Raw genomic sequence first — 25699 nt, forward strand, 5'->3', positions numbered from 1 at the left:
ACAGAAAAAGCCCGCAGGAAACTGCGGGCTTTTTCTCCCGGGACTAATTTTGGTTGAGATTAAGTGGTAGCACTTTGAAGGTGACAGCCTTAAAGCCCCCGAACACTCCTTTGCCCCGGATTACCGCAGTGGCAGTTCCAACACTTTTATTATTTTTGTAGTAAGAAATCGTATAGTCCGTACCATAAACAAGCTCCTTCCCCTTATATTTCGCGGAAATAAATCCTGCAGATCCCGGGGAAGCACCATTGGCAGAATAATTCTGATCCTTGATCTTGAATGTGGCACCGCTGATGCTCTTTTCATATACCCTGAAGAAGGTCCAGTTATAGCCTTTTTCCGTGTAAATCGAATAGTTTCCCTTGGGATATAACTTGACATACAACTCTGTTCCCGCAGGAATGATATCCTTCTTAAGGTCAACCTCATCCCCGGGTTTTGCATATCTGCCGCTGTTCAAATAGGACTTTGTATCCTTGTCATATTCAAGTAATCTAACGTACTGATTGTAATGCACGGTGTAGGTATAGTCTTTGCCGTTAACAAGGGCTTTTCCGCTGGCATCTGTCACAGTGAGCTTGGGCTTGCAGATACCTGTGGCGTTCTTCTGCTTAATATCTCCCGCTCTCAAAAATACGGATTCCAGGCGGCCCTTCTCGATGGTAAATCTGTACTCTGCGCTTCCCTTATAATTTCTCTTAAATTTAATCTTCAGAAGACCGGTGTTCTCACCAACCACCTTGTTGGCGCCATAGGAAAGTACATAGTCCTTGCCTGAGGAAAGAAGATCATATCCGCCTCTGGCGTTTCTTCCGTAGACCTCAGCTGCAGGCTTAACGCCGCCCTTGAGGTAATAGTAGTGTTCATTCACAATTACCGCCAGCTTGGCGCTCTGACCTGAAAGCAGACTGTCTTTGGCTTCTGAGCTGCTCTTTCTTGTCACAAAAACAATATCCTCACCGGACAAAGATGCAGCGGTTATCTTAAAGGTCTTTTTCACAATTCCTGTGTATTTACCAAGGCCTGTAAAGATCATAGTGGCGGTTCCCACGCCGGTATTATTCTGATACTCCAGCCTGTAGTCGGTTCCCTCCTTAAGGAGACTTTCCGGGTCCCCGGTCTTGGAAGAATAAACCTTAATCTCCTGCTTTATCTCTTTTCCGTCCTCATAGGGTAAAGATGCCTCGATGCCGGAAAATGTCATCTTTGAAAGAGGAGTTACTACTTCTTTATCTGTATCAGGGCCCTTTTCCTCTGAGATCACTTCCTTGAAGTAAATGGTTCCTGTAAATGCACCTTTGCCTGAAATGCCGATGGTATAAACTCCGGGAGCAATAAGCGCATCCTGCTCCGATACCTTTTTATCATCATCCGTCACAGGATAAATGTACTCATAATCGGTTCCCTCCTTGAGGGCCTTCATTTTGCCGGAGAGGTTGGCCTTCAGGGTGATCTTGCCCTTATGCTTCTTTCCGTTTGGTGCAAAATAAAGCTCCTTCGAGTTCATAACAAGATTACCTGCTGCCAGCTCTTTTTCCAGATCAAAAGGAAGAATCTTGAAGTTATCCTCAAGCTTTCCGCTGACTCTGCCCTTGAACTTAATGATCAGGGTGGCGGTTCCCGGCTTAACATTGTTCTTGTAGCTGACGGTGTAGTCCACATCGGGAGTAAGGGCATAGGTGTATACGAATACCTTCACCTCAGGACATGTAACCGCCTTACCAGTATAGGTCTTGGTGGGCTTGTGATAGATCCAGGGTTTGTAGGGCAGCTGCTCCGGATATTCTATTCCAAGTTCCTCGCGGATTTCCGGAGTAACATCCCCGAAATCGGCCTCCGTAGGCACCATTTTGAAGTTGGCGTAAATCCTGATATCTGCGGTTACAGGCTTGTCAAAATCATAGGCATCAAAGCTGCTACTTCCTGAAGAATACCAGCAGATGAACTTGTAGCCTTCCTTAACGGGATCCGCGGGCTTTTCTATCTTGTCTCCGTGATTTACCACATAATCCGCAATAGTCTTGCCATCGCATATTATCTTGACCGAGTGTGTCATCCTTGTCCACTTTGCATATAAGGTAAAGTCTCCCTCATACCTGTAATCATCATCTCCGGATGCGGGATCTGTGAGGGCCTTATCGTAATACCAGCCCCCGAACTTCCAGCCCTCTCTTGTAGGCTTTGCAAGCTCAGTAAGGTGCAGATAATGTTTTGTTGTGTCTATTACCAGATCCTCAAGCTCCAGATCGCAGCCGGTGTCATATTTTACTCTGAGCTGTTCCTTGACCCACCTTGCATAGAAGGACATGGGACTAGTGAGAATAACATCATAGAGTTTAGCATATTTTCCCAACACGCCGTCAACGGTGGGGGACTGGCTCCACCCCTGCATGGAATAGCCTTCTCTTTTGAAAGTCTTGTAAATATATGGATTCTGGCCGTAACGGGACTGAACAACCTCCGGGTCACTTCCGTTTTGAGGGTAAAAAGTCACATCAATGGGATTGCCCACATAAACTATATAAATTGTGGTGTCCTCCACGAGAGGAGTTATAAAGTCATATCCTGAATATCGCCCGTTTTCATCATAATAACTGACTTGTATTGAATATCCCTCACGCTTCGGAACATCAGGCATCTTGGGCACAGATCCGGCCTCGATCACCTGGGTGTCAATCACCTCATTTTCCTTATAATAGTCATATTCAACAAAGGTAACTGTTATTTTTGCAGCTTCTCCGTAGCCGATGAAATTGGGGTTAAACCGCTCTATGGACAGTTTTTGAGCCTTCTTGGCATCTGAAAGCTTTATCCAGGAAAGCTTGTTCTTAGGATAGTAAATATCTGGAACAGATGTAATCTTCGAAGATTCCCAGGTGACTCCCCTGGGAATATCTCCGTTGAAAGTAACCTTTTTTACACCGGAATTCTCAAAAGCATCCCAGTAAACAAGATCCACGTTTGCAGGAATATCCACCTCCGTAAGGGAAGCGCATCCCTTAAAATCGCTGGTACCAATTGTCTTCTTACTGCTGTTGAGCCTTATGCTCTTAAGTTTGCTGCAGTTCTGAACACAGGAGCCCTTCGTTGTTGTAACCTGGTCTCCGATAACAAGGCTTGTTATCTGTGTCTCATAAAAAATAGCACTCTTAAGTTCAGTAATGCTTTCCGGAATTACTATATCTCCATAGGCCAGATTACAAAAAGCAAATGCATACTCTCCAAGATATGTAAGATTCTTTGGAAGAACAATCTTACTCTCCATGGTCTTACAGCCTTTAAAGGCATTGTCGCCGATATAAGTGAGCGTATCGGGAAATTCCAGTGAGCCTGTTATATTGTTACATCCGGAAAAAGCGTATTTTCCGATGTGTGTTATCTTATTAAACTTAGGAACTATGACATGGGTACGATATCTGCCTTCCAATGCATAGGCACCAATATAGGTGATATCTTCATTTAATGTTATTGTTGCAGAGCTTCCTGCGGAGCACGCCCAAAATGCATAATCTCCCAGGTAAGTGACCTTGGACAGATCAATGAAAGGATCTACTGATGCACGATAAAATGAAAAATTGCCTACCCTTGTAAGACTTGTAGGCGTGTTGATTTTCATGCCGCCGCCCTTGTAGCTCATGTAAAAAAATGCAAAGTCACCGATTGATGTTATGCGGTTATCCAACTTGACTGTCTTAAGGTTTCTGCGAAAATCCGCCCAGCCCGGAAGGTTGTTGTCAGAGTAGTCATACATTGGGCCGTAGCCGGTGAGAGTCAGGGTTCCGTTATCATAGGTGTAGCTGATGTTCTCACCACACTGGCCTGATTTCTTTGTGGTATTTCCGATGGCAACTCTGAAATCAACGCCCTCCATCCTGCTTTTAAGGTCTGAAATACCTTCCTCCCAGGTCTTGTTTCCCGCAGGGTAATAAGCCACCTTATAGTGCTCATAGGCGCTTACATAGAAGTCTTCTTCATGTCTTATAAAAGCCTTTTCCCCGATAGTAGGTATATCTCCTGTAAAATGCATAAAGTCAAAGGTAAAAAACGCAAAGGCATAATCGCCGATGTATTTAAGGCTCTTGGGAATAGTTATATCCTTATGGGTTCCGCTGGAGTAAAAAGCGTGATCCTCGATCCTCTCAAGGGTGCTTGGCAGCTTGACCTCTCCGCAGATAGTTGCTCCCTGGAAGGTATAGGGCCTGATAACCGTTGTTCCCTCTGCGACAATAATGTCTCCGAAGCATCCGGCCAAAGAGCATTTTCCGAAATTGGTCAAAGTAGCGGGAATAGTGATGCTTCCGTCACTCCTAAAGTGGATATAGTCCATAGCATAGTCATGAAGCGAAGTCAGAGTGCTTGGTAACTTAATAGTCTTGAGGCTGTCTCCGCCGACACCATGGGGATCACCGGTGTCATAGAATATGTATGAACCAAGCTCAGTGATACCCTCCTCAACGATGATGGTCTTGATACCTTTCATCTCTTTGAAGGGACTGTAGTCTCCCTTGGCGGTGAGATAATCATAGGTTGCACCTGTTCCTGTAAGTCTCAGCTCGCCGGTGGACTGGTTGTAGGTGTAAAAAACATTTTCTCCGACCTGATTTGCAGCTCTCTCCTCTTCAAAGGCTGCATCCTCCGAGGAAGGCTCTTCTGATTCGGAAATTTCTTCCTCGATAAGCTCCTCTTCAGAAAGCTCCTCTTCGAAAGATTCCTCTTCTTCCAAATCCTCATCTGACAAAACTTCTTCTGTCAGTTCATCTTCGGATTCAGGAAGCTCCTCTTCAAAAAATGTTTCATCCAGAATTGTACTTTGATCAGCAGCGAAAGCTGTGGCAGAAATTGCCCCCACTTCCCCCAGAGCAAGCACTGCGCTCATTGCTGCAAGTACCAATGATTTAACTACTTTTTTCATATCCTTTTTCACTCCCATAAAAATTGCAGCTCACATATTAATCGCAAGCTGCAAGATTTTACCATATTCCGTTAAAATCCACAATGGAAACAAATCTAAAATAATAATTCCCTTTACCCCTTTAATATGCTACTATAGTGAAGTATAAAATTGAAAAAAATAGTATTGAAGGGAGAAGTAAAAATGACAACAGCGCAGATCGGTATTGTAATCTCTATTTTTGTCTATCTCGCCATGATGCTGATGGTGGGATTCGTTAGCTCCAGGGAAACCAAAGACGTCAAGGACTTCTATCTTGGGGGAAGAAAGCTTGGTCCTTTCGTTACAGCCATGAGTGCTGAGGCTTCCGACATGAGCTCCTATCTTCTTATGGGTGTTCCGGGTGTTGCATATTTCTCAGGTATCGCAGATGCAGGCTGGACAGCTGTGGGCCTTATCGTTGGTACCTATCTCAACTGGCTCTTCACCGCCAGAAGACTTCGTAACTATACGGAAAAACTTGATGCCATCACTATTCCTGATTATTTCAAAAAGCGTTTCCGCGATAACAGCAATGTGATCCTTGCCATCGGTGCAGCCTTCATCATCATTTTCTTCATACCCTACACCGCTTCAGGATTCTCTGCCTGCGGCAAGCTTTTCTCATCACTGTTTGGTGTTAATTACCAGCTGGCCATGATCGTTTCCGCAGTTATCATCGTTGGTTACACCACCACCGGCGGATTCCTGGCTGCTTCCAAGACTGACTTTATCCAGTCCATCGTTATGACTGCTGCTCTGTTCTTCGTTATCGGCTACGGAGTTGTTTCTGCAGGAGGAATGGGTCAGGTTATGGAAAATGCAGGACACCTTGACGGCTTTTTGAACATCAGCGCAACCTACGACAATGTGTCCCAGAGCGCTGCTCCATACGGACTTTTCAATAAGATAACCATGTTTGCCTGGGGTCTTGGCTACTTCGGAATGCCTCACATTCTTCTTAGATTCATGGCCATCAGAAAGACCTCTGAGCTCAATCTCTCCAGAAGGATCGCATCCATCTGGGTTGTATTTGCTCTTGCCATCGCAGTATTCCTTGGTATCGTAGGAAGAGCCATGACAGAGGCCGGCGTCCTTGAGAGTCTTATCGAGGATCCCACCAGTTCCTCCAAGGCAGAGACTCTTATCGTTGTTATAGCAAGACAGATCAGTGAGCACGGCTTCATCTTTGCTCTTCTGGCCGGACTTGTAATCGCAGGAATCCTGGCATCCACCATGTCAACTGCGGATTCCCAGCTTATTGCAGCTTCATCTTCAGTTTCCGAGAATATCATTCAGGAGACCTTTGGAATCAAGCTCTCTGAGACAGCAGCCATGCTGACAGCAAGAGGAACCCTGATCGCTGTTGCCATCCTTGGTATCATCATCGCCTGGAACCCCAACAGCTCAGTATTCGGAATCGTATCCTTCGCCTGGGCAGGCTTCGGTGCGGTATTCGGACCGGTTATGATCCTTTCACTTTACTGGAAGAAAACCAACAGATACGGCGCCATCGCAGGAATGATCTCCGGCGGCGCAACAGTATTTATCTGGAAATATCTTGTAAGACCTCTTGGCGGCAACTGGAATCTCTATGAGCTTGCTCCCGCATTCCTGGTAGCCATCATCTTCATCGTTATGGTGAGCCTTGTTACTCCCGCACCGGATAAAGATGTTGAGGCAGAATTCGAACAGGTATCAAAGATGTCATAAATGTCAAAAAAAAAGAGGGGGTGACCCCTCTTTTTTGTTTACAGTATTTCTCTGAAATCCTCCACAGGCATAGGCTTGTAGAAGTAATAGCCCTGGATGAAGTCGCAGTCCGCTTCCCGAAGGAATTTGAGCTGTTCCTCAGTCTCAACGCCCTCGGCGGTTACCTTTGCGCCGATGAGGTGAGCCAGGGTTATGGTGGAGGCAATGATGGACTCAGCCTTTACGTTGATTCCGATCTTTCTGATAAAGCCAAGATCCAGCTTGATTATGTCAAAGTCAAAGGTCTCCAGCATGGAAAGGGAGCTCATTCCGCTTCCGAAGTCATCCAGAAGGATCTTGATTCCCTGTTTTTTCATCTCCTTAAGGAACTCCATGGCCTTGGATTCCAGATCCGCGTAGGCAGACTCTGTGACCTCAAATCTGATCATGGAGGCGTCGATCTCATGCTCTTTTATCCTGTCAAAAATATTCTCAATAAAGGTGGAATCATAGAAGTCCACCCTGGAAAGGTTGATGGCACAGGGAACTGCGGTCTCGCCCTTTCTCTTTCTCTCCGCCAGGAACTCTATGACCTTATCCAGCATAAAGCTGTCAAGGTGAGAGATCATGCCCTCTGCCTCAATAACAGGGATGAATTCTCCGGGGGATACCATTCCCAGGTCCTTATGCCGCCATCTGATAAGGAGCTCCGCGCTGACGATCTCCCCGGTCTTTACATCTACTATAGGCTGATAGAAAGGCAGGAACTCATTTTCCAAAAGTGCCCTCTCAAAATCTGCCACCAGGAACCTCTGCTTAACATAGGAATCCTTCAGGGTATCGTCATAATAGCCGTAGAGGCGGTTTCCTTTTCCCTGCTTATTCTCAATGGCCTTCTCCGCCATCTTGGCTCCCGCCAGAAGCTGGGTAACCTCGGCGTATCTGTTCTTGATGGAATAGATACCGCAGCGAATCTCATAGTTGTATTCCTTGTTCTGACGCTTGTAAACCTGGCTGCAGACGGCCTTCAGGTTCTTGTCCTTTAAGTTCTCATCTGCTGTTATCAGGACAAAATGGTCACTTTCCAGTCTTCCCATGATCTCAGGCTTCAGGTGCTTTCTTATGGCATCCCTGGTCTGGAAGATAACGAAATCTCCGTTCTGGTCGCCAAAAAGCTCGTTTACCGCCTTAAAGCCCTTAACATTGGTGTATACCAGTGAGTAGTTCTCATCTTCAGGCAGCTCCTTGATAAAGAGCCTTGCCCTCTCCAGGAACCCGGTTCTTGTATATTCATCCGTCATCCAGTCGTGGTCCAGGGCTGTGGTCACATCAAAGAAGATAACCAGGAACCAGTCGGGATATCCCGGCACCTCCCGGGCTCTGATGTTCTTGGCCCTTACTCCCGTGGAAGTATCCACATGGACGGTTCTTACAAAATTCCCCTTTTCCTTGATTTCCTTCAGCACAAGAGGCAGTCTCATCTGATTAAGGAAAGTATCTCTTTCCTCATCCACAACCTTCTGGGAAACGTTAAAGCAAACGTCCGGATACTTAAGCTTACTGCTTTCAAATATTTCCTGAATCTTTTCGTCGAGATAATAGACCTCGCAGTTTTCATTTTTCTTGTGGACAGACAGAACCATATCGTAGCCGTCCGCCAGGAGGGTCTTTATTACAGACTGCTCATAATAGCCCATGTAGGGCACAATGGTTCCCTGCTTCATGGGGGTTATTTCGCCGTCTTCTATAATGTCTCCCTCACCCTTAAAGGTGGTCTTTCCGTTCTTTATCTTAAAATAACTTTCATCGGAAACCAGGTAGAATCGCCTTCCGTAGCTGTCGGGAATAACCACGTCCTTTATATAATCCATGTCCCCGATCTTGTATTCCAAAATGGAATCCCGATGAGGTATCATCTGAACATTGGTTAGATCAAGACCGTCGGAGAACCGCACATAGTTGGGATCCCTGATCTCCTCAGGATATTCAGGCAAAAGATAAACGCTGTAAGCCGCGTTCATTGAACCGGCGCTGAGTCCAATGATGATTCCGTCAAAAGAGGCCAGGGCCTCCTTAAGTCCTATCCTTTTCATGAAGGCCAGCTGCGTAGGGCAATGGCCTCCCGCCAGGTAGATAACGTCCGCCCAGGCAATGAGTTCCTCCAGCTTTTTGCCCTTTTGTTCCTCCAGAATGATGGTCTCCTTTACAGGAAGATCCGTGAATTCAAAGGCATCCAGAACTCTCTTTTTCTGGTGCTCATTCTCCTTATCCGCCTTGGGGTCACAGGGCACATAAAGAAGATTGGCCTCTTTCCCCGGCCATTCCTTTTTAAGGTCCTTAAAAAAGCCATGACATTCGCCAGGTGCCATCTTCTCGTAGGTATCAATGCTCTGATAGGGTATGAAACTGCTGGTCAAATATACTACCATACTCTTATCTCCCGGTATTCTTATCTTCGTACATGGCCTCATCAGCTCTGGCTATGAGGTCCTTCAGCTCATCCGAATCTTCCAGGGCTGCGCAGCCTATGCTGACTGTGAGCTCAAATCGGAGATCTTCATTTTTTACTATCTCTGCAAGACTTTCGTTTATCTTATTCTTAAGCTCCTCACGAAGCGTTACATCAGCTGTGGAAACAAGGACTACAAATTCATCTCCGCCGTATCTTGAGATAATAGCTCTTCTGGGGAGATTGCGGCAGCCCTGCTTCAAAGCCTTGGCCACAAGCCTCAGGGCGTAGTCTCCTTCAAGGTGACCGTAGGTATCATTTATATATTTAAAGCGATTGGCATCTACAAGTAAAAGAAAAAGCATGTCCTCATCGCCTTTGTTCTTTTTCCACTGCTCAAAGGATAGCATCAACTGTTTTCTGTTACTGAGCCCCGTCAGAGGGTCCACCGAGATCAGCTGATCGGTCCAGTGAAGATACAGCAAAAGCGTGGTAAGGGACATGGCCACGCAGGCCACGGGATATGTGGGATCGATGAACTGCATAATACCTGAAATTCCCGGAGCTATCGGAAACATGGCCAGTATTATGAGATAATTTCTGTCTATCTTGCTGTCATTTCGCACAATATCGGTGATGATCCTGGCGCAGGATATGATCACATAGGAATAGGCCAGCACATAGGTCAGGATAAACAGGGGACCTCTGTAATATATTCCCCGGTTGTCTATATAAAACAGATATTTGCCGAAAAAGTTTCCGAAAAGAAGCAGTGCCATGAGCCAGATAACCGAGGATGCCAGGCTGATCTTTCTTTTCTTCTTTACCAGGGAAGTTTCCCTCAGATACTCAAAATACAGGAACCAGAAAAAGCACATGGTCGCCGTGGATAAAAAGTAGATGGTCTTAAAGATCATGATGGCGACGCCGTTTCCCGGGATAACCCCGTTATAAATTAGGGCACACAGGGTATCCGATATAAAGAAAATCATTTCGGAGATAATGGACAGCACAAAATTTCTCTGGGCCATCATCTTTGACAAACCTCTGGTCTTATGGAGGATTATCGAGATGAGGATCAGAGAAAAAAGATTTATCTCCAAATATAAAATTCCGTATTCAAACTGTTGCATGCCTTAATTATATACCATATTATCGCCTTGTTGAATAACAGAATAGCAAAATTGCGACAAAATCAAAGTGATAAAAAAGCGGGTGCCGGACACCTATGTGCCCGACACCCTTGTCGGTTAAACTATATCTTACTTCACTATTCCCTTCTTGATCTTGAAGGTTGCCTTCTTGGTTCCGAAGTATGTGCCGTTACCCTGAAGGATAATGGTGGCTGTTCCAACCTCGGTGTTGTTGTCAATCCTATAGATCTCAAAGTCAGTAGGATCAAGAATTGTCTTGCCATATTTAACTGTGATGTCTGTCTTGGCAGGTTCAATGCCCTCGCCGCCTGCATAGTACTGATCTGCTATCTTAACAGAGCACTTTGACAGGTCAACGCTGCCGATGGTGTATTCACAGGTAAATTCTGTAGGAGCATCCTTTCCGCCGTACTGAGCTGCCTTATAGGAGCTCTTTTCTGTAGGAATTGCTGTGAAACGTACTCTGATCACAGCGCCAAGATGAACGATCTCATCATCAGGAATCTCCATGCCGGCTGTTCTTATGTAAGTTGTATTTCCGTTCTTGTCTTTCTCGATAATATCCTCTGCATAGGTGTAAACAGGTGCGTCAACTATCTTGTAATCCTTGTTAAGGGAGAGCTTCTTTCCGTTGTCTGAAAGAACAGGCACAGACTTGAAGTATCCGCCTGCTTTTTCCTTATAGGCTTTATCCTTGGAATCAGCATCGATATTGACGGTGTTGAACTCACCCTTTCCTACCTTGAAGGTCTTGATAGCCTTGACAGTGCCGCTGTAGTTGCCGGTGAACTTAAGGTTGACCTTACCTGTAGCCCCTACTTTGGTATTGCTTGCATAGGATACGGTGAAGTCTCTTCCCTCCACAAGCTCCTGACCGTTGTAGGATACTATAACCCCGGGAGCTGCTCCTGTCTTTGAATAAGGAACATCATCAGGGTTCACATATTCATCAAAGTTTACTACCAGGTTCTTATCACTTGAAGTGATCTTCTTTGCTGCTACCTTGATCTTCTTGGTAACCTTTCCTATGATACCTTTCTGGTTAACACCTTCGAATACCACTGTTACGGTACCTGCGGCGCCAATATCATTTTCTGCGTACATGTTGTATTCATCGTCTTCAAGAACCTTAACTTCCTTGCCGTTCTGGATGTAGGCCTGAGCAGTCTTTGCTCCTGCATTGTCTGCCTTCTTATCATTGCTGTAGATGTTAAGAAGTGATTTTGCCCTATTCAGAATGAAGTTGTCCTCCTCTTCTTCATAAACAAGAAGGGGTTCTCCGGTGTAAGCAACTGAGGATGCCACAAATCTTGCATTTATCTTGGTTCCTGTGATGGTAAAGGCAACTCTGTAATCGCCCACCAGCTTGTTGCTGTATGCTGAGCCCTCACTCGTAGGTGTAGCTCTGAGAACAAGGAAGTTATTGCTTCCGGGATAACGGTTTATTGCAGCGTCATTATCAGCGGGATCAACTATCTCAAAGTAGTATCCGTCTGCCTTGATCTTGGACTCATCCTCTGCATAATTGATGACGGTCTTGCCGACCTTAACCTGGATGTCTCCTGAGGAAAGGAGCTTAGCAATATCCTTGGAAAGAACCTTGGCTTCACCCTCGGCATCTCTTGTATAAACCATGGTAGGAACCTTCTTGGAAAGCTTGGCATTTCCAAGCTGAAGGATTCCGTCCTTTACATCCTGCTCGCTGATGATGGTAAGTCTTGGAGCTGCTCCGATGCCCACTGCATCAGTCTCATAGTCACCCTCAAAGTTGCCTATTCCTCTGAAGTTGATCACATAGCTGTAAGGAGCAAGCTTCTTGGCTGCGCGGTCCAAAATCTCAGATTTAAGCTCAGCAGCTGTAAGCGCCTTGGAGTAATCAACTGTTTCTCCGTCAATTCTGTTATAGAATACCTCGTAGTCTTTTCCTGCCTTAAGGGTCTTGGCATTTCCGTCGGAAAGGTCAATTCTTACAACAGGATCAGATACGGATTTGAACTTCTCTGCCACAGCGGTGATCTCGCCGTTGGAGCCCACATAGGTATCGTTGATGCTTCTCTTTAAGATGGAGAAGTATCTTATGATCTTGCCGTCATATTTGCCGATGGCTGATACGGAAACTCTCGGAAGTCTGTTCTTCTGAGAATCTGTTAGACCGTTCAGGCTCTCGGGAGCACTTGCCGCATTGAGATTATTGGCGTAAACAACCTTGTAATCCTTTCCTGCGGTAAGAAGTCTTCCGTTGAAATAAACCCTGATATCCTCATTGCTGAAGGTTATCTCTTCGCCGGTGTAAGGGATGTTTGTAGGGATATGTCCAAAAATAAGTCCGCTGTTCTTAACATTTTCAAAATTGTCGTCAAAAAGATCTCTGTCTTCTTCATATACGTCAAGCCATGCATCACTATTGTCTATTGAGAATACCATGCTGACTATATCTGAATCAGCAAGGCCTTCCTTGGAAGCCATGGCTGTGATGCGTACAAAGCCCTCTGTGGATGACCAGGATATGGAGATAGGATCCAGGTATTCCTCAGTAAGGTCTTCAGCCTTGATCTCAGCGAAGGAATTGTCGAGACTGTACTCAGCCTTGTATCTGATGACAGAGCCTCTCGTCTCTGAGTAAAGAGATATCTTCGTGCCGTTAGTTACTGCTCCGTCTGTTTCTTCAACCTCTGCCACATCCTGTCCGTACATGGAAACGGGCATTGCCTGCTGCAGATCGGAAACCTTGATGTTAACAAGTGCATATCTGCCCTTGGCAGTGGTTATCCGGATATAGCCTTCACCCACACTCTTAGGAAGTACCTGGAAGGTGTAGGTTCCAACACCGCCGTTATAGGACTGGGACTGGGCAGTGATCTCCGCAAAATCAGCCTCTTCCTCGCTGTTATTGTAAAGAACTGCCGTAACAGCTGCCTCTTCCTGGGTGTGATCCTTGACGGTCACAACAAAGCTGTCCTTTGCGCCTTCAATATTGGTAAGGAAAATTGAATCTTTACTTACGGTTACAGGGTCCACAACAGTGATGGTTATCTTAGCGGTGAGCTTGCCCACTGAAGCGGAGATCTCGGTGGTTCCCTCTCCCAGACCGGTAACCTTGGCTGTTGTGCCCATTCCTTCTACCTTTGCAGCCTTTTCATTGGAGCTCTTCCATACAAAAGTGCTGTTCTCTAAGGTTTCAGGAGTTACAATTGCCTTTATCTCAATAACATCATCTTTGCTTATGGTGGTCTTATCTGCTGTCAGCTCTATGGATGCGTCAGCTGCCTCGGAACTAACTGTCAGGGTTATGGAATTTGAAATAACACCGTTGACATCAACACACATCAGCACGGAGCCTTCTGCCTGGCCGATAACCACTCCGGTATTGTCAATTACTACCGGCATTTCTCTTCTGGTATTGGTGGATCCGTAGGATATACGCATAAGATGATAGGTTATTCTGGCATCCTTAAGGTCACTCTTAATGGTTATCTTGCCCTTTTGTCCGATTCCAAGGGTCATGTCGGACTCAAGCTTAACAGCCGAATCCTTGGAATAGTCCACCCACTTGGCGTAGAGGGTCACATTCTTATCCGGCTTATAATACTGGTTCATGCTGGTATCCAAAATTGTGAAGGTGGGCTTCTGGGTGCAGGCTTCGTCAAGATACCAGCCGCCGAAGGTCTTGTTGCTTTCGTTTCTTATTCTCTTTGTATAAGAGGAAACCATAACAGTCTTGCCCGGTGCCACCTTGGCGGTCTCAAGATAATCTCCTCTTATGGTATCTGAAGGATTGCGGGTATATCCATAGCCCTCGATGTCAAAATAGCCACCGTTGGCGTCAAAGCTTACCCTATATGCATCCACATACTTGGCGTAGAGATCAAAGGATCTGTCTTCGTATCCCTCACCTATACAAATATATTCCACTTCGGCTGTTGTTTTGGTGTATGGATACGGATTGGTAAATTCGGGGTCGGTATACCATCCGGCAAAGGCTTTATCCGGGTCATTGGCAACCATATAATAACCGCCGTAGGTGTGAGCTGGTGTGTTATATTGGGGGTATACATGACAACTATATGTATCCATCTCATTTTCATATAGTTTCTTTATACCATATGAATAGCCTATGCTCCTGCTAACCATCTTACCATCCATGGCATGAAGTTCTACTATATTATGCTCAACCTCTGTACCGCTGCCTGTAGAAGTTTTTGTATAAACTTCAAGGTCCTTTGTGAGGACAGTGGAAGTTGGTATAGACTTACCGTCTTTATCATAGCCCCAGGAGTAGTAAATATATCCATTATCGGTTTTAATACTTTGAACAGAAGGGGCATAGTAACTAAATCGTGATACTAAAACTCCGGAATACGTGGTGAAAAGAAGCTTACTGATGCCGTTTTCCGTTTTTAATTTCAGGTACTGATCTGATGAAACTTTTACAGAAGCATTGTATAAGTAAGCAGTGTCACTAATAGTTCCCCCATCAGGTATTATGAATGATACAGTAATAGAATCCTTCCATTCTGCAACAAAAGTCATATCCCTGTCAGGAATAAAGCCTGTTTCGGAAATATCATAAACATTACCATTCTTATCAACTCTCTGAGGGGATACGTAAGCAAGTCCTCCAAACCTGGAGAAGTAATATTTATCATCTGTTCCCTCAAGAAGCCAGTAGCTGGTAGGAGTGTATCCTTTTTCCTTGACGCTCTCAGTAAAATCAATAATAGGAGAAGTTGCCACATCTGCAGAACCGTTTATACCTGTTTTTCCGTAGGTTAACGCTTCTCCCTTTTTAACCTTTACAACTACTTCGGCCTTTCCGTTCTCATTTTTGAAGGAAGCATAGTCCTTGCCTGACTTAAAGGTAATGGTAAAATATCCGTCATCCGTATAACCGGCATAAAGGTCTGTATTACCGGTTATCGCATACTTCTGGGGATTAATTGCCTCAGAAGTGGCAGCGCTGTCAGTATACCAACCGGTAAAGTCCCCGGAATCAGCTCCCTTAACTACAGGAGCCATGGCACCTATTGTCTTTCCCTCCGGCACCTTTACTACAACAGTATCTTCGGTTTTATCTACAAATTCACCGCCGTTGGCATGGAAAGTAACGGTACACGCCTTGACATATCCGGCATAAAACGTGGTATCAGCTTCCGCCTTGTACTCTATAATCTCTGTCTTGGAGATCTTCTGGGTCAGTTCCTTATCCAGATACCAGTCTTCAAAGATAAGGCTATCATCTGCTATCACTGGTTCATCCGGATAGCCATAAAAGTTTCCGAAAGCTTTTCCCTCAAGCAATCCGGTATACTCTGCTATGTTTTCTCCATTGCTGAAGGTTCCTTCCCCTGCGTCGAAAGTGACAGTATATGCATGACTATAGGAAGCCTTGAAGTTAAGGCTACCTGTCATACGCGTATTTTCAATTTGTTTAACGGTCATCAAAAAACCGGTTGCAGTGTTTATCCACCCCTCAAAGGCCTTCTTTTTATCATTGCTTATCGGATCAGCTGGGATATATATTGATCTTTCGTTACCATCAGAATCTATACAAACATGTGAATCCAACCATTTTCCTTCTTTTACCTGGGTATAACACCATGTCCTGCCTTCATTAAAATCAAACTCATCATCATAGAAAGAGTCATCAAAATATCCATCTCCGGCATCATAAGTAATGCTGTACTTAGGTAAAAAGACAGCGGTATATGTCATATCCTTAGTGGGTATTATTTGTCTGAGCATATAAGGAGTAAAAGTATTTCCATTAGAATCCTTCCACTCATCCAGCTCATAGTTTTCTTGATCAACATGACGAGTGTAATACTCGTCATAATGCTCTTTAAAATCATAATAATAGAGTGTCTTTCCGGAATCCTTTGGTACTTTTAATACCCAGGTATGCTCAGATTTCTCAGTAATGCTTCCATCATCAGTCACATATCCTTCATCGCCGGCATCAAGGGTTATAGTGTAATAATCCTCGGTCCATCCGGCATAAATATCTCCGGAATATCCTGCAATAGTATTAGAATGATATTTATAATCTTCAGTTTTATACTCATCATTTACGGGTTCTGTACATTCAGGATCTTTATACCAGCCGGTAAAAGCATATCCATCTTTGTCTACATACAGATAGACCACTCCATAGTCATCTTCATCATAAATGCGGTATATAAGATTATATGTTTGCTCTGATTCTTCTTCACCAATAAAGTGTCCACCATTGAGATGTAATGTAACTTCATATTCTGTTTGCTGAAAAGCAGCATCTTCCTCAACTAAGAGTTCCTGCTCAGAAGGCTCCTCTTCAAGACGCATTTCATGCTCTTCGCTTTCCCAACCGTCATTGTTAGCATCAAATAACTCTTTTTCTGAAGCATCAAAAAACTCCTCTTCCGGTTCCGGAGTTTCCTCTTCAAAGGTTCCAAGTTCAATCTCTTCGCTGATTATTTCCTCTGTAAAATCAGCGGCTCTTGCAGTCACGCTCCATCCGTCAATGGATGTAACAGCGAGAAAACCTGCAAGAGCTGTCGCAATCAAACGCCTAAACTTCATATTTACTGCCTCCTTTTCATTACGCATCCGTGCGTCCCACACGAAAAGTATATTGTGAAGTAACTCAGTTCTATAATAAGTTTGCGGGCCCTTGCTGCCAATTAAATGTTTGTGAAATATTGGTAAAAAAATACACAGGCACGTTAGCCTGTGTATCTATATCTTTTTATCTTGCAGCGGGATAACCGATCTCTGAAGCTCTGTCTTTTAACATCTGATCGATCTCAGCGGCGGTGTAGGTCTTGATGCCCGCATCGGTGAATCTCTTTTTGAGCTCGTTGGAATCGTCGTAATCGGCATCTGTTGTTATGTCGTTGAAATTATCATCCAGGATGAAATAAGAATGATAGTGGGTTCTGTTATCGAAGTCCGCTTCAAAGTAGTAGTCCCTGATTCCCAGGTGGTCCTGATCAAGGCCCTCTGTGGGAATGAGCTCATAATCTGAGCCGGTCTTGTATGCGTAGTAATCTCCAAACAGTGTCAGGTTCTCCTCAACACCATAGTAGAACTTATAATCTCCTGCTGCGTCAACAAAGGCGTAGTCAACGATATGTACGGACGCTCCACCGGAGCCGCTTCCTTCAATGGTTCCGTCACTGTTGACCACTACATCGCTTCTTGACCAGGCATCCTGGTCGTAGCAGATAACCAGCTCATTATCTATCTCTTTGATGATCATGAAAAGTCTGAACTCTGCGCTAAGCTGCGCCATTACAAGAAGCTCGGGCTCTCCGTCCTGACCGCAGTCGATGTAGTTGTATTCCACATCCGAAGAAACCTGAAAATCTTCAAAATCATTGCTGTTATCTAAAGCCTTTACTATCTCCTCCAGGGAATAGGACTGGCCCTTCTGAAGTACCTGGGATATCTCCAGGTAAGAAGTCAGATCACCGGTTCCTCTGTATTTTGCCTTGGCTTTTCCTTCTTTAAAATCCTCGTAGAGGCTATCCCCCTCAGAAACCTCTTCGTCTGTTGTTCCATTGCCGTTGTCAGCTGCGTTTTCCTCACTCCAGCCGGTCTCATCTTCTGTATTCTTCTGGGGAACCTCTTCCCAACCTGCCTCAGACTGTACCTGAGCTTCCGCTGTCGTCTCCCGGGGTTCGATGTTGTCCTGTGTCTTTCCACAGGCCGCTGTAGCAAGCACCAGTGCGCATACTACTCCTGTTGTGATTGATTTTTTCATTGTTTTCTCCTCATAGATAATTTCTTATGATTGATATACGGCAATAATTCAAAGTGCTTAACATGCAAGCATGTTAAGCACTCAAATTATGACACCTATATCATAGAAGTGGAGCATACGGGACTTGAACCCGTGACCTCCACACTGCCAGTGTGGCGCGCTCCCAACTGCGCTAATACCCCATTTGTGGAACCTGTATTCAACTCACCTATTTATAATACCACAAAAAGCCGATAAAGACTGCAATTTTTTTCATATTTAGTTTTAATTATACCTGCCGATAAGCTTTATCTTTTTTACAAGGGGAATAGTTCGGAATTATGATAAATACAGATACAGGTAATGCTTTTTTGTGAAAAGAGGGGCTATATGAGGCAGATACTGGCTTTTGGCGATTCAAATACATGGGGACTTATCCCCGGGACTTCACCCTATGAGAGGTACCCCTGGGGCGTGAGATGGACAAGTCTTTTACAGGAAAAGCTTGCGGATGCAAGGATCATAGAAGAGGGCTTATGCGGAAGGACCACTGTTTTTGAGGATGAGCTAAGGCCCGGGCGAAAGGGAATCAACACCCTGCCGGTGCTCCTGGAGAGCCACTATCCTGTGGACTTCGCCATTATCATGCTGGGGACCAACGACTGCAAGCGTTATTACAATGTGTCCGCCAGGACCATAGGTAAAGGCATTGAGAGATGCCTTGATGTGCTGGAGCAGCACCTTTCGCCGGAGAATATCCTTCTGATTTCCCCAATGGCTCTGGGAGATGAAGTATTTCTGGAGGAAAAAGATCCCGAGTTTAGCCGGGAATCGGTTTCGGTCAGCAAGAACCTGAAGGAAGTTTATCGCAGCATCGCCAAAAGACGGGGCATCAACTTCCTGGCAGCCTCAGACATAGTGAAGGCCAGCACCATAGATGACGAGCACATGGACGCAGCAGGCCACAGAGCCTTTGCTGATGCGGTATATGCAGCAATACGAACAGGCCTCGCCGCGGTGAGCTAAAAAAAGTGGAGGAAAATTTCCTCCACTTTTTCGCGTGTGTTTTGGGGTTATTTGCATAATGAGAAAAAGTACCATGATACGACGGAGATAACAATTCCGGAAAGGGAAAAAATGGTTTTCAGCCTCGCGGCCACAACCCTGGGATCCATGTAATGGCCTCTGAAATAAACTGCACTGAAGGTTTCTGATTTTTTCATAGTATTATCCCCCTCCCTTAATCGTTCAAACACTATATGTAGTATTTATATAATTAATTATATACAAGATATTCTAAAAAATGCATAAACTATTCAGGAAAGATTTAGAAAGAAAAATGCAGATTTTCTGTTTACACAGTGGGGCCGGTATATTATACTGTGCGCAATGAAAAAAGTAATTGGGAGTGTGTTTTTATGAGTTTTATGAATAAGAATAAAGAAGAGTATGACAAGATCCTTCAGATAATCGATCCGAAGGATTATCCGGAGGATGCGGAGTTCACTAAAAAAATCAACAATTTCCGCTACATCAGGAGAATTCCTTATCTCTTTCTTATCGCAATGTGTTTCTATATTTTCCAAAATGGCAAGCTTATCCCCAAAAATCATGATATGCTGACGCTTCTAGTTTTTGTGATGGTAGGTTGTCTGCTTCTTTATATGAATCAAAAAAAGAAGTTCCGTCAGGAGATCGTGACAGCTGTGTTCAAAGAGTGCAGACCTGAGCTTGGTATTTCCAAGTATTTAAGCTTTGTAAAAAAGATGCTTGGAAGCGAACTTGTCTGGAACGTCGCCCATTACAATCTTGGCTACGACCTTTATATGTCAGGAAAAATCGAGAAGGCCCATGAGATTCTGAAACTCATGCAGGATTCCTGCCAGACAGCAACTGCCATGCTGATGGCTGAGCGTTTAAAGCAGCTCATTGCTCTTTATTACAATGATTACAACACTGCGGTTACATGCGCAAATGAAGCCAAGACTATTTTTGCAAATTGCAGCCGCTCCGAATGGAATGTCAGGATATTTAACGATACTCAGAAAGCCGGCGGCTTTGCGGACAGCTTTTTATCCGGTAACTACGGACAGGTATATGCCCTTTATCAGGAAAAAACCTCTTCTCCCCTGGATGAGGTTTTAAGATTTTACTATCTGTACCGGGCTGCTGTAGCACTGAATGACCCGGAAAATGCTGAGAACTACAAGAAATATGTTATGGATAACGCAGGTACCACCTGGTTTGGAAAAGCCCTCAGTGAGGGCTTTGTTCCGGAGGCTATTCCAGCAGACTATCCGGCATTTAATATGAGCCCTGAGAAACTCAGTGCCCCCAAAAAGGTGGACCCTGTCAGATATAAATATATCCTGGCAGGAATACTGATCGGTTTATTGCTTATTTACTTACCGAGAGTAATCTGAGTCAGTAGGGACGGTTTTTCTTATTATTTAGGTAATAAGTATAATAGCAAAGTGCATAGACGACCGGAGGACGTTCTTGGAGGGAACCTTCGAGAAGTTTCCCTCCGCCACTTGGGCATCCTCTCTGTAAGCTTTATCTCTGGGCGCTGCCCAGAAACGTCCTCGTCGGAAGGCAGGATGGCCGACGAAAAAGATGCCGGCCTCCGCCCGGAATAGGATTTATCCGTGTCATGATATCAAGGGCTTTCGCGGCATAAATCCTCGCTCGAGATAGTATATGGCTCCACACCAAGTCTTTGGCGCTGCGGTTTATTCCACGGTCCCTTGACATCATTCCCGCTCCGGGAAGTGGCGTGGAAAATGAAGAAAAGGATTGATCTGTTGCTGATTCTGTACTAACCACACGCACAGAGCTCATAATATAATTCCTACGTGTAGTGTTTTTCAGAAAACAACACGCAGAAAGAGCATTTATTCTTCTATGCGTGTATCGGATTGGTTTATTGAACACGCAATCATACGAAGATTGCTTATACACGTGTAGTCCTTGGTGCAAAAATCAACCTTTTAACACGCAAAATACAGAATTGTTCCGAAACACGTGTAGTTCTGGTATTGAATAGTACACGCAGAATGGTAGCCTCTATATTCTGGCGTGTTTATGGGGGTGAAAAATCAGGGAAATAGGATAATAATGCAGGATTCAAGCAGTTTTATCCTAGTTTTTTCTTGAAAAAGTAGGATAAGATCAAGGAGTTTTTATAGTCTTATCCTATGATTTCTGAAAAAGTGCGAGTGCACGACATTTTAATATTGCAATATCGATAAAATATAGGATAAGTCGGACCATTTCGGTACATCTTATCCTATTTTGCTCTCGGGAAGAGATCTCTGCGTTACTTCAGCAGCCATATTTTCCCTAAGCGGGAATGAAGTCAAGGAACCGTGGAATAAACCGCAGCGCCAAAAGGTTGACGAAGAGCCATGAATTGCCCCGAGCGAGGATTTATGCCGCGAAAGTCCTTGACAGAATGGAGCGCCCAACCCTTAACCTTCGGGATGGCACCTCAAGTGCCATCCCTTGTCTACCCAGGGGTGACTTCCGTTAACCGCAGCATAGAAGCTCTTAAGAATTTGATGTTTTTACGTATTTTCAGTGGTATACGATTACCTACGAATGCTATGATTATACCTACAAGGACCGTTAGTAAAGTCCCGGAAAAACCGTCACATCCTCTTACCTACTCTTTACAGGAAGCAATGCCAGATCCTGTGTCCCAAAAAACAGGCTGTTTCTGATCATTCCGATACGGTAAAGATTCAGCACATAGAACATCATGCACATAATAGTGATGGTTCCGAACTGCCTCATCAGTTCCTCAACTGTAGGCGGATAGCCATGTCTCCTGGTGAAATTTCCAACATATTCTGCTATTTCTGATTCAAGTCTACTCATATTTTTGTAACCCCTTTTTGAATTCATTGTTACCTTTCGTTTTGATGATTATATGTTATACAGTCAACCTAAATCCTAACTAAACGACATTTGTCTTAATTGTGTTCATATTATAAAAAAAGGATAAAGTAGATAAATAAAAATCTGTGCGTCCCATGATAAACGTAATATCGGTTATAATAGAATAAGTGACAGAATATTTATGATGATTTACATCAAAATATAAGGAGACTTCTATGATAATTGATAGCATCAAAAAATATATCAAAAAGAAACAACGTCAGAAAAAGATAAAGAAGTTCAAGAATACAATGCTCATCGCAGGTGGTGCGCTGGCTGTTTTAGCGGTGTTGGTAATTTGGCGTATCCTTAAAAACAGGGCAAAGAAAAAGATTAGGGAAAAAATCATTAAGACTATAAATGATAGAAAAGAAGAAAAAAGAGAAAGTGAGAGTTGAGGGCTGATGTAGGTACTTTGGGTTGGTTTTTCCGGGACTTTACCGCCGGCCACATAGCCTGTGCCCAGGCCGTAGAAAATTTCGTTGGTACAGGTGTAGAAATTCTGCGTAATGAAGTCCTGTACTTTTTTCACCCCTCTCACTTTCAGGTATTTGCACATATTCAGCAGATTCTCGATATGTTCCTTTTTGAGCTCCAAAAGTTCTATCTGCTTCTCCAGCGCTTTTGTCAGATCATAATTCAATATCTTCCATCACCTTGGGAATTCTGCATTTCAGTGCATCCCCATATTTGGCGTCGATGTAGTCAGCGAATTCAGCAGGGTTCTCGCTGTTGCCGGCAAACATATCCCAGTGGCCGGGGATTACCAGTCCGGGCTTAACTTCTCCGGCAAAATCGGCTGCTTCCTGGAAGGTCATGTTGCCGATGCAGTTATCACGATAGCGCCTTGCATCGCGGCCGTTGATGGGAAGTAGTTCAACATCAATATGCCCAAAGTTCAGAAGCTTAGCCAGCATGCCTTCATATCTTACTGTATCTCCTGCATGGTGGATCTTCACTCCGCCGGCTTCTATAATGTACTGAAGATAGGGATACAAACCTGTCTCCGGATCTTTATCCAGAAATTCATGAGCTGCCGCAATGGCGCTTATCCTCATATCTCCCAACATAAATGATTCACCGTCATTAAGACCGATGGCATTGTCAGGATTTATTCCGTCAGCCAGAACAGCTTCCATATGTTTCCTGGGAAAAATGAATTTTGAATCTGGGTTAGTCTTTGCCCATATTTTCCATGCCTCATGGTCAATGTGATCAAGATGATCATGGGTTCCCAGAAATGCATCGACGTTTTTCAGTTCATCGGCCGGAATTGGCGGAGGTGTCTGCCTGGAAGGATCAGGGCTGGCATAGTAATCAACGCAGACTGTGACATCTCCTGCCTTGATCATAAGTCCCATCTGTCCAAGCCATTTTATTAAAATCGGTAATTTCATAACTTTTCCCTCCATATATTTATCCCTTGCTTGTTGTATTTATCATAGCATTTATAAGTAATCATATGCTATTGACAACACGAAAAACCGTCAACTTCTTAAGACCACCTTAAGAAAGTGGTTAAAAGGCAAAATACCTGCTCTTCTGGTTTGCAATAGCCGCGGCGATCCACTCTTTATCCATGATGTTATCAAAGGCTCCGGCGACAACGGATTCATCCGCGAAGTTGTCGAACTCTGTCTGCTTTTCTTCAAGAATTCCCATCATCTCTTCGTCAATGGTATATGGGCAAAGCAAATGATAAACCAGCACATTTTGCACCTGGCCCATTCTGTAGACCCTGGACAGGGCCTGGCTCTCCAGTGAGGGCTTGATCTGAGGCTCGCAGAAGATCACAATGCTGGCGGCCTGGATATTCAGGCCCACACCCCCTGCGATGATCTGGCAAAGAAGCACGCTTCCATCAGGGGAATCCGCAAACTTATCCACAATCCCCTGCCTTGAATCCACCGGGGTGTCTCCGCTTATAACTCCCACACACCTGCTTCCAAGCAGGGCCCCAACCTTGGCTATGGTCTCTCTGAAAAATGAGTAGATGACAACCTTCCTTCCATCATCCCCGGCCTGCTCAAGCAGCTCCAGAAGTCTGATGCACTTGGCAGATTCCGCCATATCGTCCTGCAAAAAAGAAACCCTTCTCATATCAGAAAAACTGCCCGCTGTCACCGCAGCCGCATAGGCTGTCAGATCCCTGCTTGTCATGCTGCACCACTCATTTTCTTCATTGATGGGAGGCAGCTCCTTAAGAACCTGCTTTCTTGTCCTTCTGATATAGACCGGCGCAAGACTCTCCCTGAACTGTGGCAGGTGACTTACATTGGCAAGGCTCCTTACCTCCTTGGTCATATCAGGGCGGACAAAATCTATGAGATTACACATCTCCTCCACCCTGTTCTCCAGGGGAGTTCCCGTCATCAGAAGTATCCTCTCGGATTCATTGTCCAGACGCCTTATATAAGCAGTGCGCTTGGCATCCGGATTTTTCATGTAATGTGCCTCATCGATAACTAGTAGGGACAGTCTCATGTGATTGTCTATCCTGTCCACTATTTTTCCCATGGTCTCATAATTGGTTATGGCCGCTCCGCCCTCCTGCTGCCATCTGTCAAAGGAGTCATCCGCCCCGGGACCGTGCACTATATATGAATTTATCCTGCTGAACTTCTGAAGCTCTCTCGCCCAGTTAATAAGCACACTGGCGGGGCACACGATAAGATAATGATTCTTCTTTTTCTCTGTGGTCTCTATATGAGTCATGGCCGCAATGGCCTGTATGGTCTTGCCAAGGCCCATCTCATCCCCAAGAAGGACCTTCTTCTGATGCAAAATATATTTTGCCCCAAAAACCTGATAAGCTCTGAGGTTCCCGGAAAATCCGCCAAGGTCCAGCTCTGTCCCATCGATCTCCTCCGCCAGCTGAGCCGGAATACTGTCGTAGACAAAAGCCTTATTACCTGTGACGCTTCCAATGTTCTCCAAAAGCGCATAGAAGTCCGCACTGTTTCTGCGGTAAGCAGCCAGAGCCGCCTCCTGTGAAGTGTGGGAAGCCGCCTGATATTCATCTATGAGACTTATCATCTTCCGGAAAAAAGCGCTGCCTGTAAACTCATAGATCCTGTCTGCCATGTAGAGAGTTCTCGCTTTTGTTTCATTGGAGGAAAAGATCCAGTGAATACCGCTTCGTATCATCCTGCTGCCGACGATCTCCGTGGCGAATTTATCCAGGTTCGCTGCAGGCTCCGCAAAATCCCGCCGCAGCTTCTCGCTGTTGATATAGTTGGCCAGTTCGGTTATAAGCTCAACCTTGCTCTCATCAAGACTGACAGCCTGCCCCGAGGATAAGCTGTTGGCGAACTGGGTGATCACCCGGTGGATGGCCTCTGTCTGCTTTTCTCCTATCCCGTCCACCGCCTGAAGCTGATAATCCGTACAGGCAGCCACATCCCCCAGGGTCTTGTAGCCCGCATCCATAAGGGCCTGAACCCTTATGCCTGCCTTGGCATTTTTCAGCTCCTCCACGGAATAGTTGTAGAGCTCCTGCCTGGCCAGCTCCCCCGCAGCCTTACTGCAGAGAGCTTTTATATTTTTTTCCTGAACAGCTCTGTCATCAAAAAAGCTCTTGAAGGCTCCGTTGGTGTCATCTATAGCCTTTATCAGTTGTTTAAGATCCTTAAAATTCGGCTTATTCATCATTTCACCCATCAACTTTGGTTAATTTGTCCTGTGAAAAAATTGTAGCATAATTTTTCCCACTATAAGTTGTGCATTTTTTCAGACATATATACAACTTGTAGATATATTCACGAAAATTCATAAAATTAATTCTATTTTATTGTAAATGCGTAAATTATTAATTA

At 44.8% G+C, this 25699-nt stretch carries 13 protein-coding genes, 1 tRNA gene and 1 pseudogene; 4 read left to right on the top strand and 11 right to left on the bottom strand.

What is annotated here, in order from left to right; translation table 11 throughout:
- Positions 1–43: 43 nt before the first annotated feature.
- Positions 44–4912 (bottom strand): leucine-rich repeat protein, encoded by a 4869-nt coding sequence (locus tag T359_RS0109245; protein WP_155840074.1) that lies wholly within the window; start codon positions 4910–4912, stop codon positions 44–46.
- Between the two features lie 183 nt (positions 4913–5095).
- Between T359_RS0109245 and T359_RS0109250 the strand changes: the two genes are divergently transcribed.
- Positions 5096–6643, top strand: a complete 1548-nt coding sequence (locus T359_RS0109250; RefSeq protein WP_026517229.1) for a sodium/proline symporter — start codon at positions 5096–5098, stop codon at positions 6641–6643.
- Positions 6644–6681: 38 nt separating this feature from the next.
- Here T359_RS0109250 and T359_RS0109255 read toward each other — a convergent pair whose 3' ends face one another.
- The 5 genes from T359_RS0109255 to T359_RS0109275 form a co-directional block, all read right to left on the bottom strand.
- Entirely contained in the window at positions 6682–9051 is a 2370-nt protein-coding gene (locus T359_RS0109255; RefSeq protein WP_026517230.1) for an EAL domain-containing protein, read from the bottom strand.
- 4 nt (positions 9052–9055) lie between these two features.
- Positions 9056–10105 carry a GGDEF domain-containing protein gene (locus T359_RS0109260; RefSeq protein ID WP_026517231.1) on the bottom strand — a complete coding sequence of 350 codons (1050 nt, stop codon included), beginning with the start codon at positions 10103–10105 and terminating at the stop codon, positions 9056–9058.
- Between the two features lie 228 nt (positions 10106–10333).
- Positions 10334–16783 (bottom strand): InlB B-repeat-containing protein, encoded by a 6450-nt coding sequence (locus tag T359_RS0109265; protein ID WP_026517232.1) that lies wholly within the window; start codon positions 16781–16783, stop codon positions 10334–10336.
- A gap of 166 nt (positions 16784–16949) precedes the next feature.
- Entirely contained in the window at positions 16950–17966 is a 1017-nt protein-coding gene (locus tag T359_RS0109270; protein ID WP_026517233.1) for a hypothetical protein, read from the bottom strand.
- Positions 17967–18075: 109 nt separating this feature from the next.
- Positions 18076–18148 (bottom strand) — tRNA-Ala (locus tag T359_RS0109275).
- Positions 18149–18335: 187 nt separating this feature from the next.
- On the opposite strand from T359_RS0109275, the gene T359_RS0109280 reads away from it, so the two are divergent.
- Positions 18336–18971, top strand: coding sequence for a GDSL-type esterase/lipase family protein (locus tag T359_RS0109280; protein WP_026517234.1), 636 nt, complete (start codon positions 18336–18338; stop codon positions 18969–18971).
- Positions 18972–19018: 47 nt separating this feature from the next.
- Here the strand turns inward: T359_RS0109280 and T359_RS22460 are convergent, their stop codons facing one another.
- Entirely contained in the window at positions 19019–19168 is a 150-nt protein-coding gene (locus T359_RS22460) for a hypothetical protein (RefSeq protein WP_155840075.1), read from the bottom strand.
- Positions 19169–19363: 195 nt separating this feature from the next.
- On the opposite strand from T359_RS22460, the gene T359_RS0109290 reads away from it, so the two are divergent.
- The gene (locus T359_RS0109290) at positions 19364–20368 is read left to right on the top strand and encodes a hypothetical protein (RefSeq protein WP_026517235.1); all 1005 of its coding nucleotides are present in this window, start codon (positions 19364–19366) and stop codon (positions 20366–20368) included.
- 1237 nt (positions 20369–21605) lie between these two features.
- Here the strand turns inward: T359_RS0109290 and T359_RS0109295 are convergent.
- The gene (locus T359_RS0109295; protein WP_026517236.1) at positions 21606–21824 is read right to left on the bottom strand and encodes a hypothetical protein; all 219 of its coding nucleotides are present in this window, start codon (positions 21822–21824) and stop codon (positions 21606–21608) included.
- 236 nt (positions 21825–22060) lie between these two features.
- Here T359_RS0109295 and T359_RS22465 point away from each other — a divergent pair, with 236 nt between their 5' ends.
- Positions 22061–22282 carry a hypothetical protein gene (locus tag T359_RS22465; RefSeq protein WP_026517237.1) on the top strand — a complete coding sequence of 74 codons (222 nt, stop codon included), beginning with the start codon at positions 22061–22063 and terminating at the stop codon, positions 22280–22282.
- A gap of 47 nt (positions 22283–22329) precedes the next feature.
- Here T359_RS22465 and T359_RS23450 read toward each other — a convergent pair.
- The 3 genes and pseudogenes from T359_RS23450 to T359_RS19920 all read right to left on the bottom strand — a co-directional run.
- Positions 22330–22443, bottom strand: a pseudogene (locus T359_RS23450) (TipAS antibiotic-recognition domain-containing protein); the annotation flags it as partial.
- A gap of 73 nt (positions 22444–22516) precedes the next feature.
- Positions 22517–23281: an MBL fold metallo-hydrolase gene (locus T359_RS19915; protein WP_051545192.1), complete on the bottom strand. Its 765-nt coding sequence runs from the start codon at positions 23279–23281 to the stop codon at positions 22517–22519.
- Positions 23282–23402: 121 nt separating this feature from the next.
- Complete coding sequence (locus T359_RS19920) at positions 23403–25532, bottom strand: DEAD/DEAH box helicase (RefSeq protein ID WP_051545195.1); 2130 nt, start codon at positions 25530–25532, stop codon at positions 23403–23405.
- Positions 25533–25699 lie beyond the last annotated feature (167 nt).

It is taken from the genome of Butyrivibrio sp. MC2021 (genome assembly GCF_000621605.1).
Classification (GTDB): domain Bacteria; phylum Bacillota; class Clostridia; order Lachnospirales; family Lachnospiraceae; genus Butyrivibrio.

Bases quoted from the DNA above. Each gene is read 5' to 3' on its own strand.
- T359_RS0109245 (WP_155840074.1), bottom strand. From the start codon at position 4,912: ATGAAAAAAGTAGTTAAATCATTGGTACTTGCAGCAATGAGCGCAGTG.
- T359_RS0109250 (WP_026517229.1), top strand. From the start codon at position 5,096: ATGACAACAGCGCAGATCGGTATTGTAATCTCTATTTTTGTCTATCTC.
- T359_RS0109255 (WP_026517230.1), bottom strand. From the start codon at position 9,051: ATGGTAGTATATTTGACCAGCAGTTTCATACCCTATCAGAGCATTGAT.
- T359_RS0109260 (WP_026517231.1), bottom strand. From the start codon at position 10,105: ATGATGGCCCAGAGAAATTTTGTGCTGTCCATTATCTCCGAAATGATT.
- T359_RS0109265 (WP_026517232.1), bottom strand. From the start codon at position 16,783: ATGAAGTTTAGGCGTTTGATTGCGACAGCTCTTGCAGGTTTTCTCGCT.
- T359_RS0109270 (WP_026517233.1), bottom strand. From the start codon at position 17,966: ATGAAAAAATCAATCACAACAGGAGTAGTATGCGCACTGGTGCTTGCT.
- T359_RS0109280 (WP_026517234.1), top strand. From the start codon at position 18,336: ATGAGGCAGATACTGGCTTTTGGCGATTCAAATACATGGGGACTTATC.
- T359_RS22460 (WP_155840075.1), bottom strand. From the start codon at position 19,168: ATGAAAAAATCAGAAACCTTCAGTGCAGTTTATTTCAGAGGCCATTAC.
- T359_RS0109290 (WP_026517235.1), top strand. From the start codon at position 19,364: ATGAGTTTTATGAATAAGAATAAAGAAGAGTATGACAAGATCCTTCAG.
- T359_RS0109295 (WP_026517236.1), bottom strand. From the start codon at position 21,824: ATGAGTAGACTTGAATCAGAAATAGCAGAATATGTTGGAAATTTCACC.
- T359_RS22465 (WP_026517237.1), top strand. From the start codon at position 22,061: ATGATAATTGATAGCATCAAAAAATATATCAAAAAGAAACAACGTCAG.
- T359_RS19915 (WP_051545192.1), bottom strand. From the start codon at position 23,281: ATGAAATTACCGATTTTAATAAAATGGCTTGGACAGATGGGACTTATG.
- T359_RS19920 (WP_051545195.1), bottom strand. From the start codon at position 25,532: ATGAATAAGCCGAATTTTAAGGATCTTAAACAACTGATAAAGGCTATA.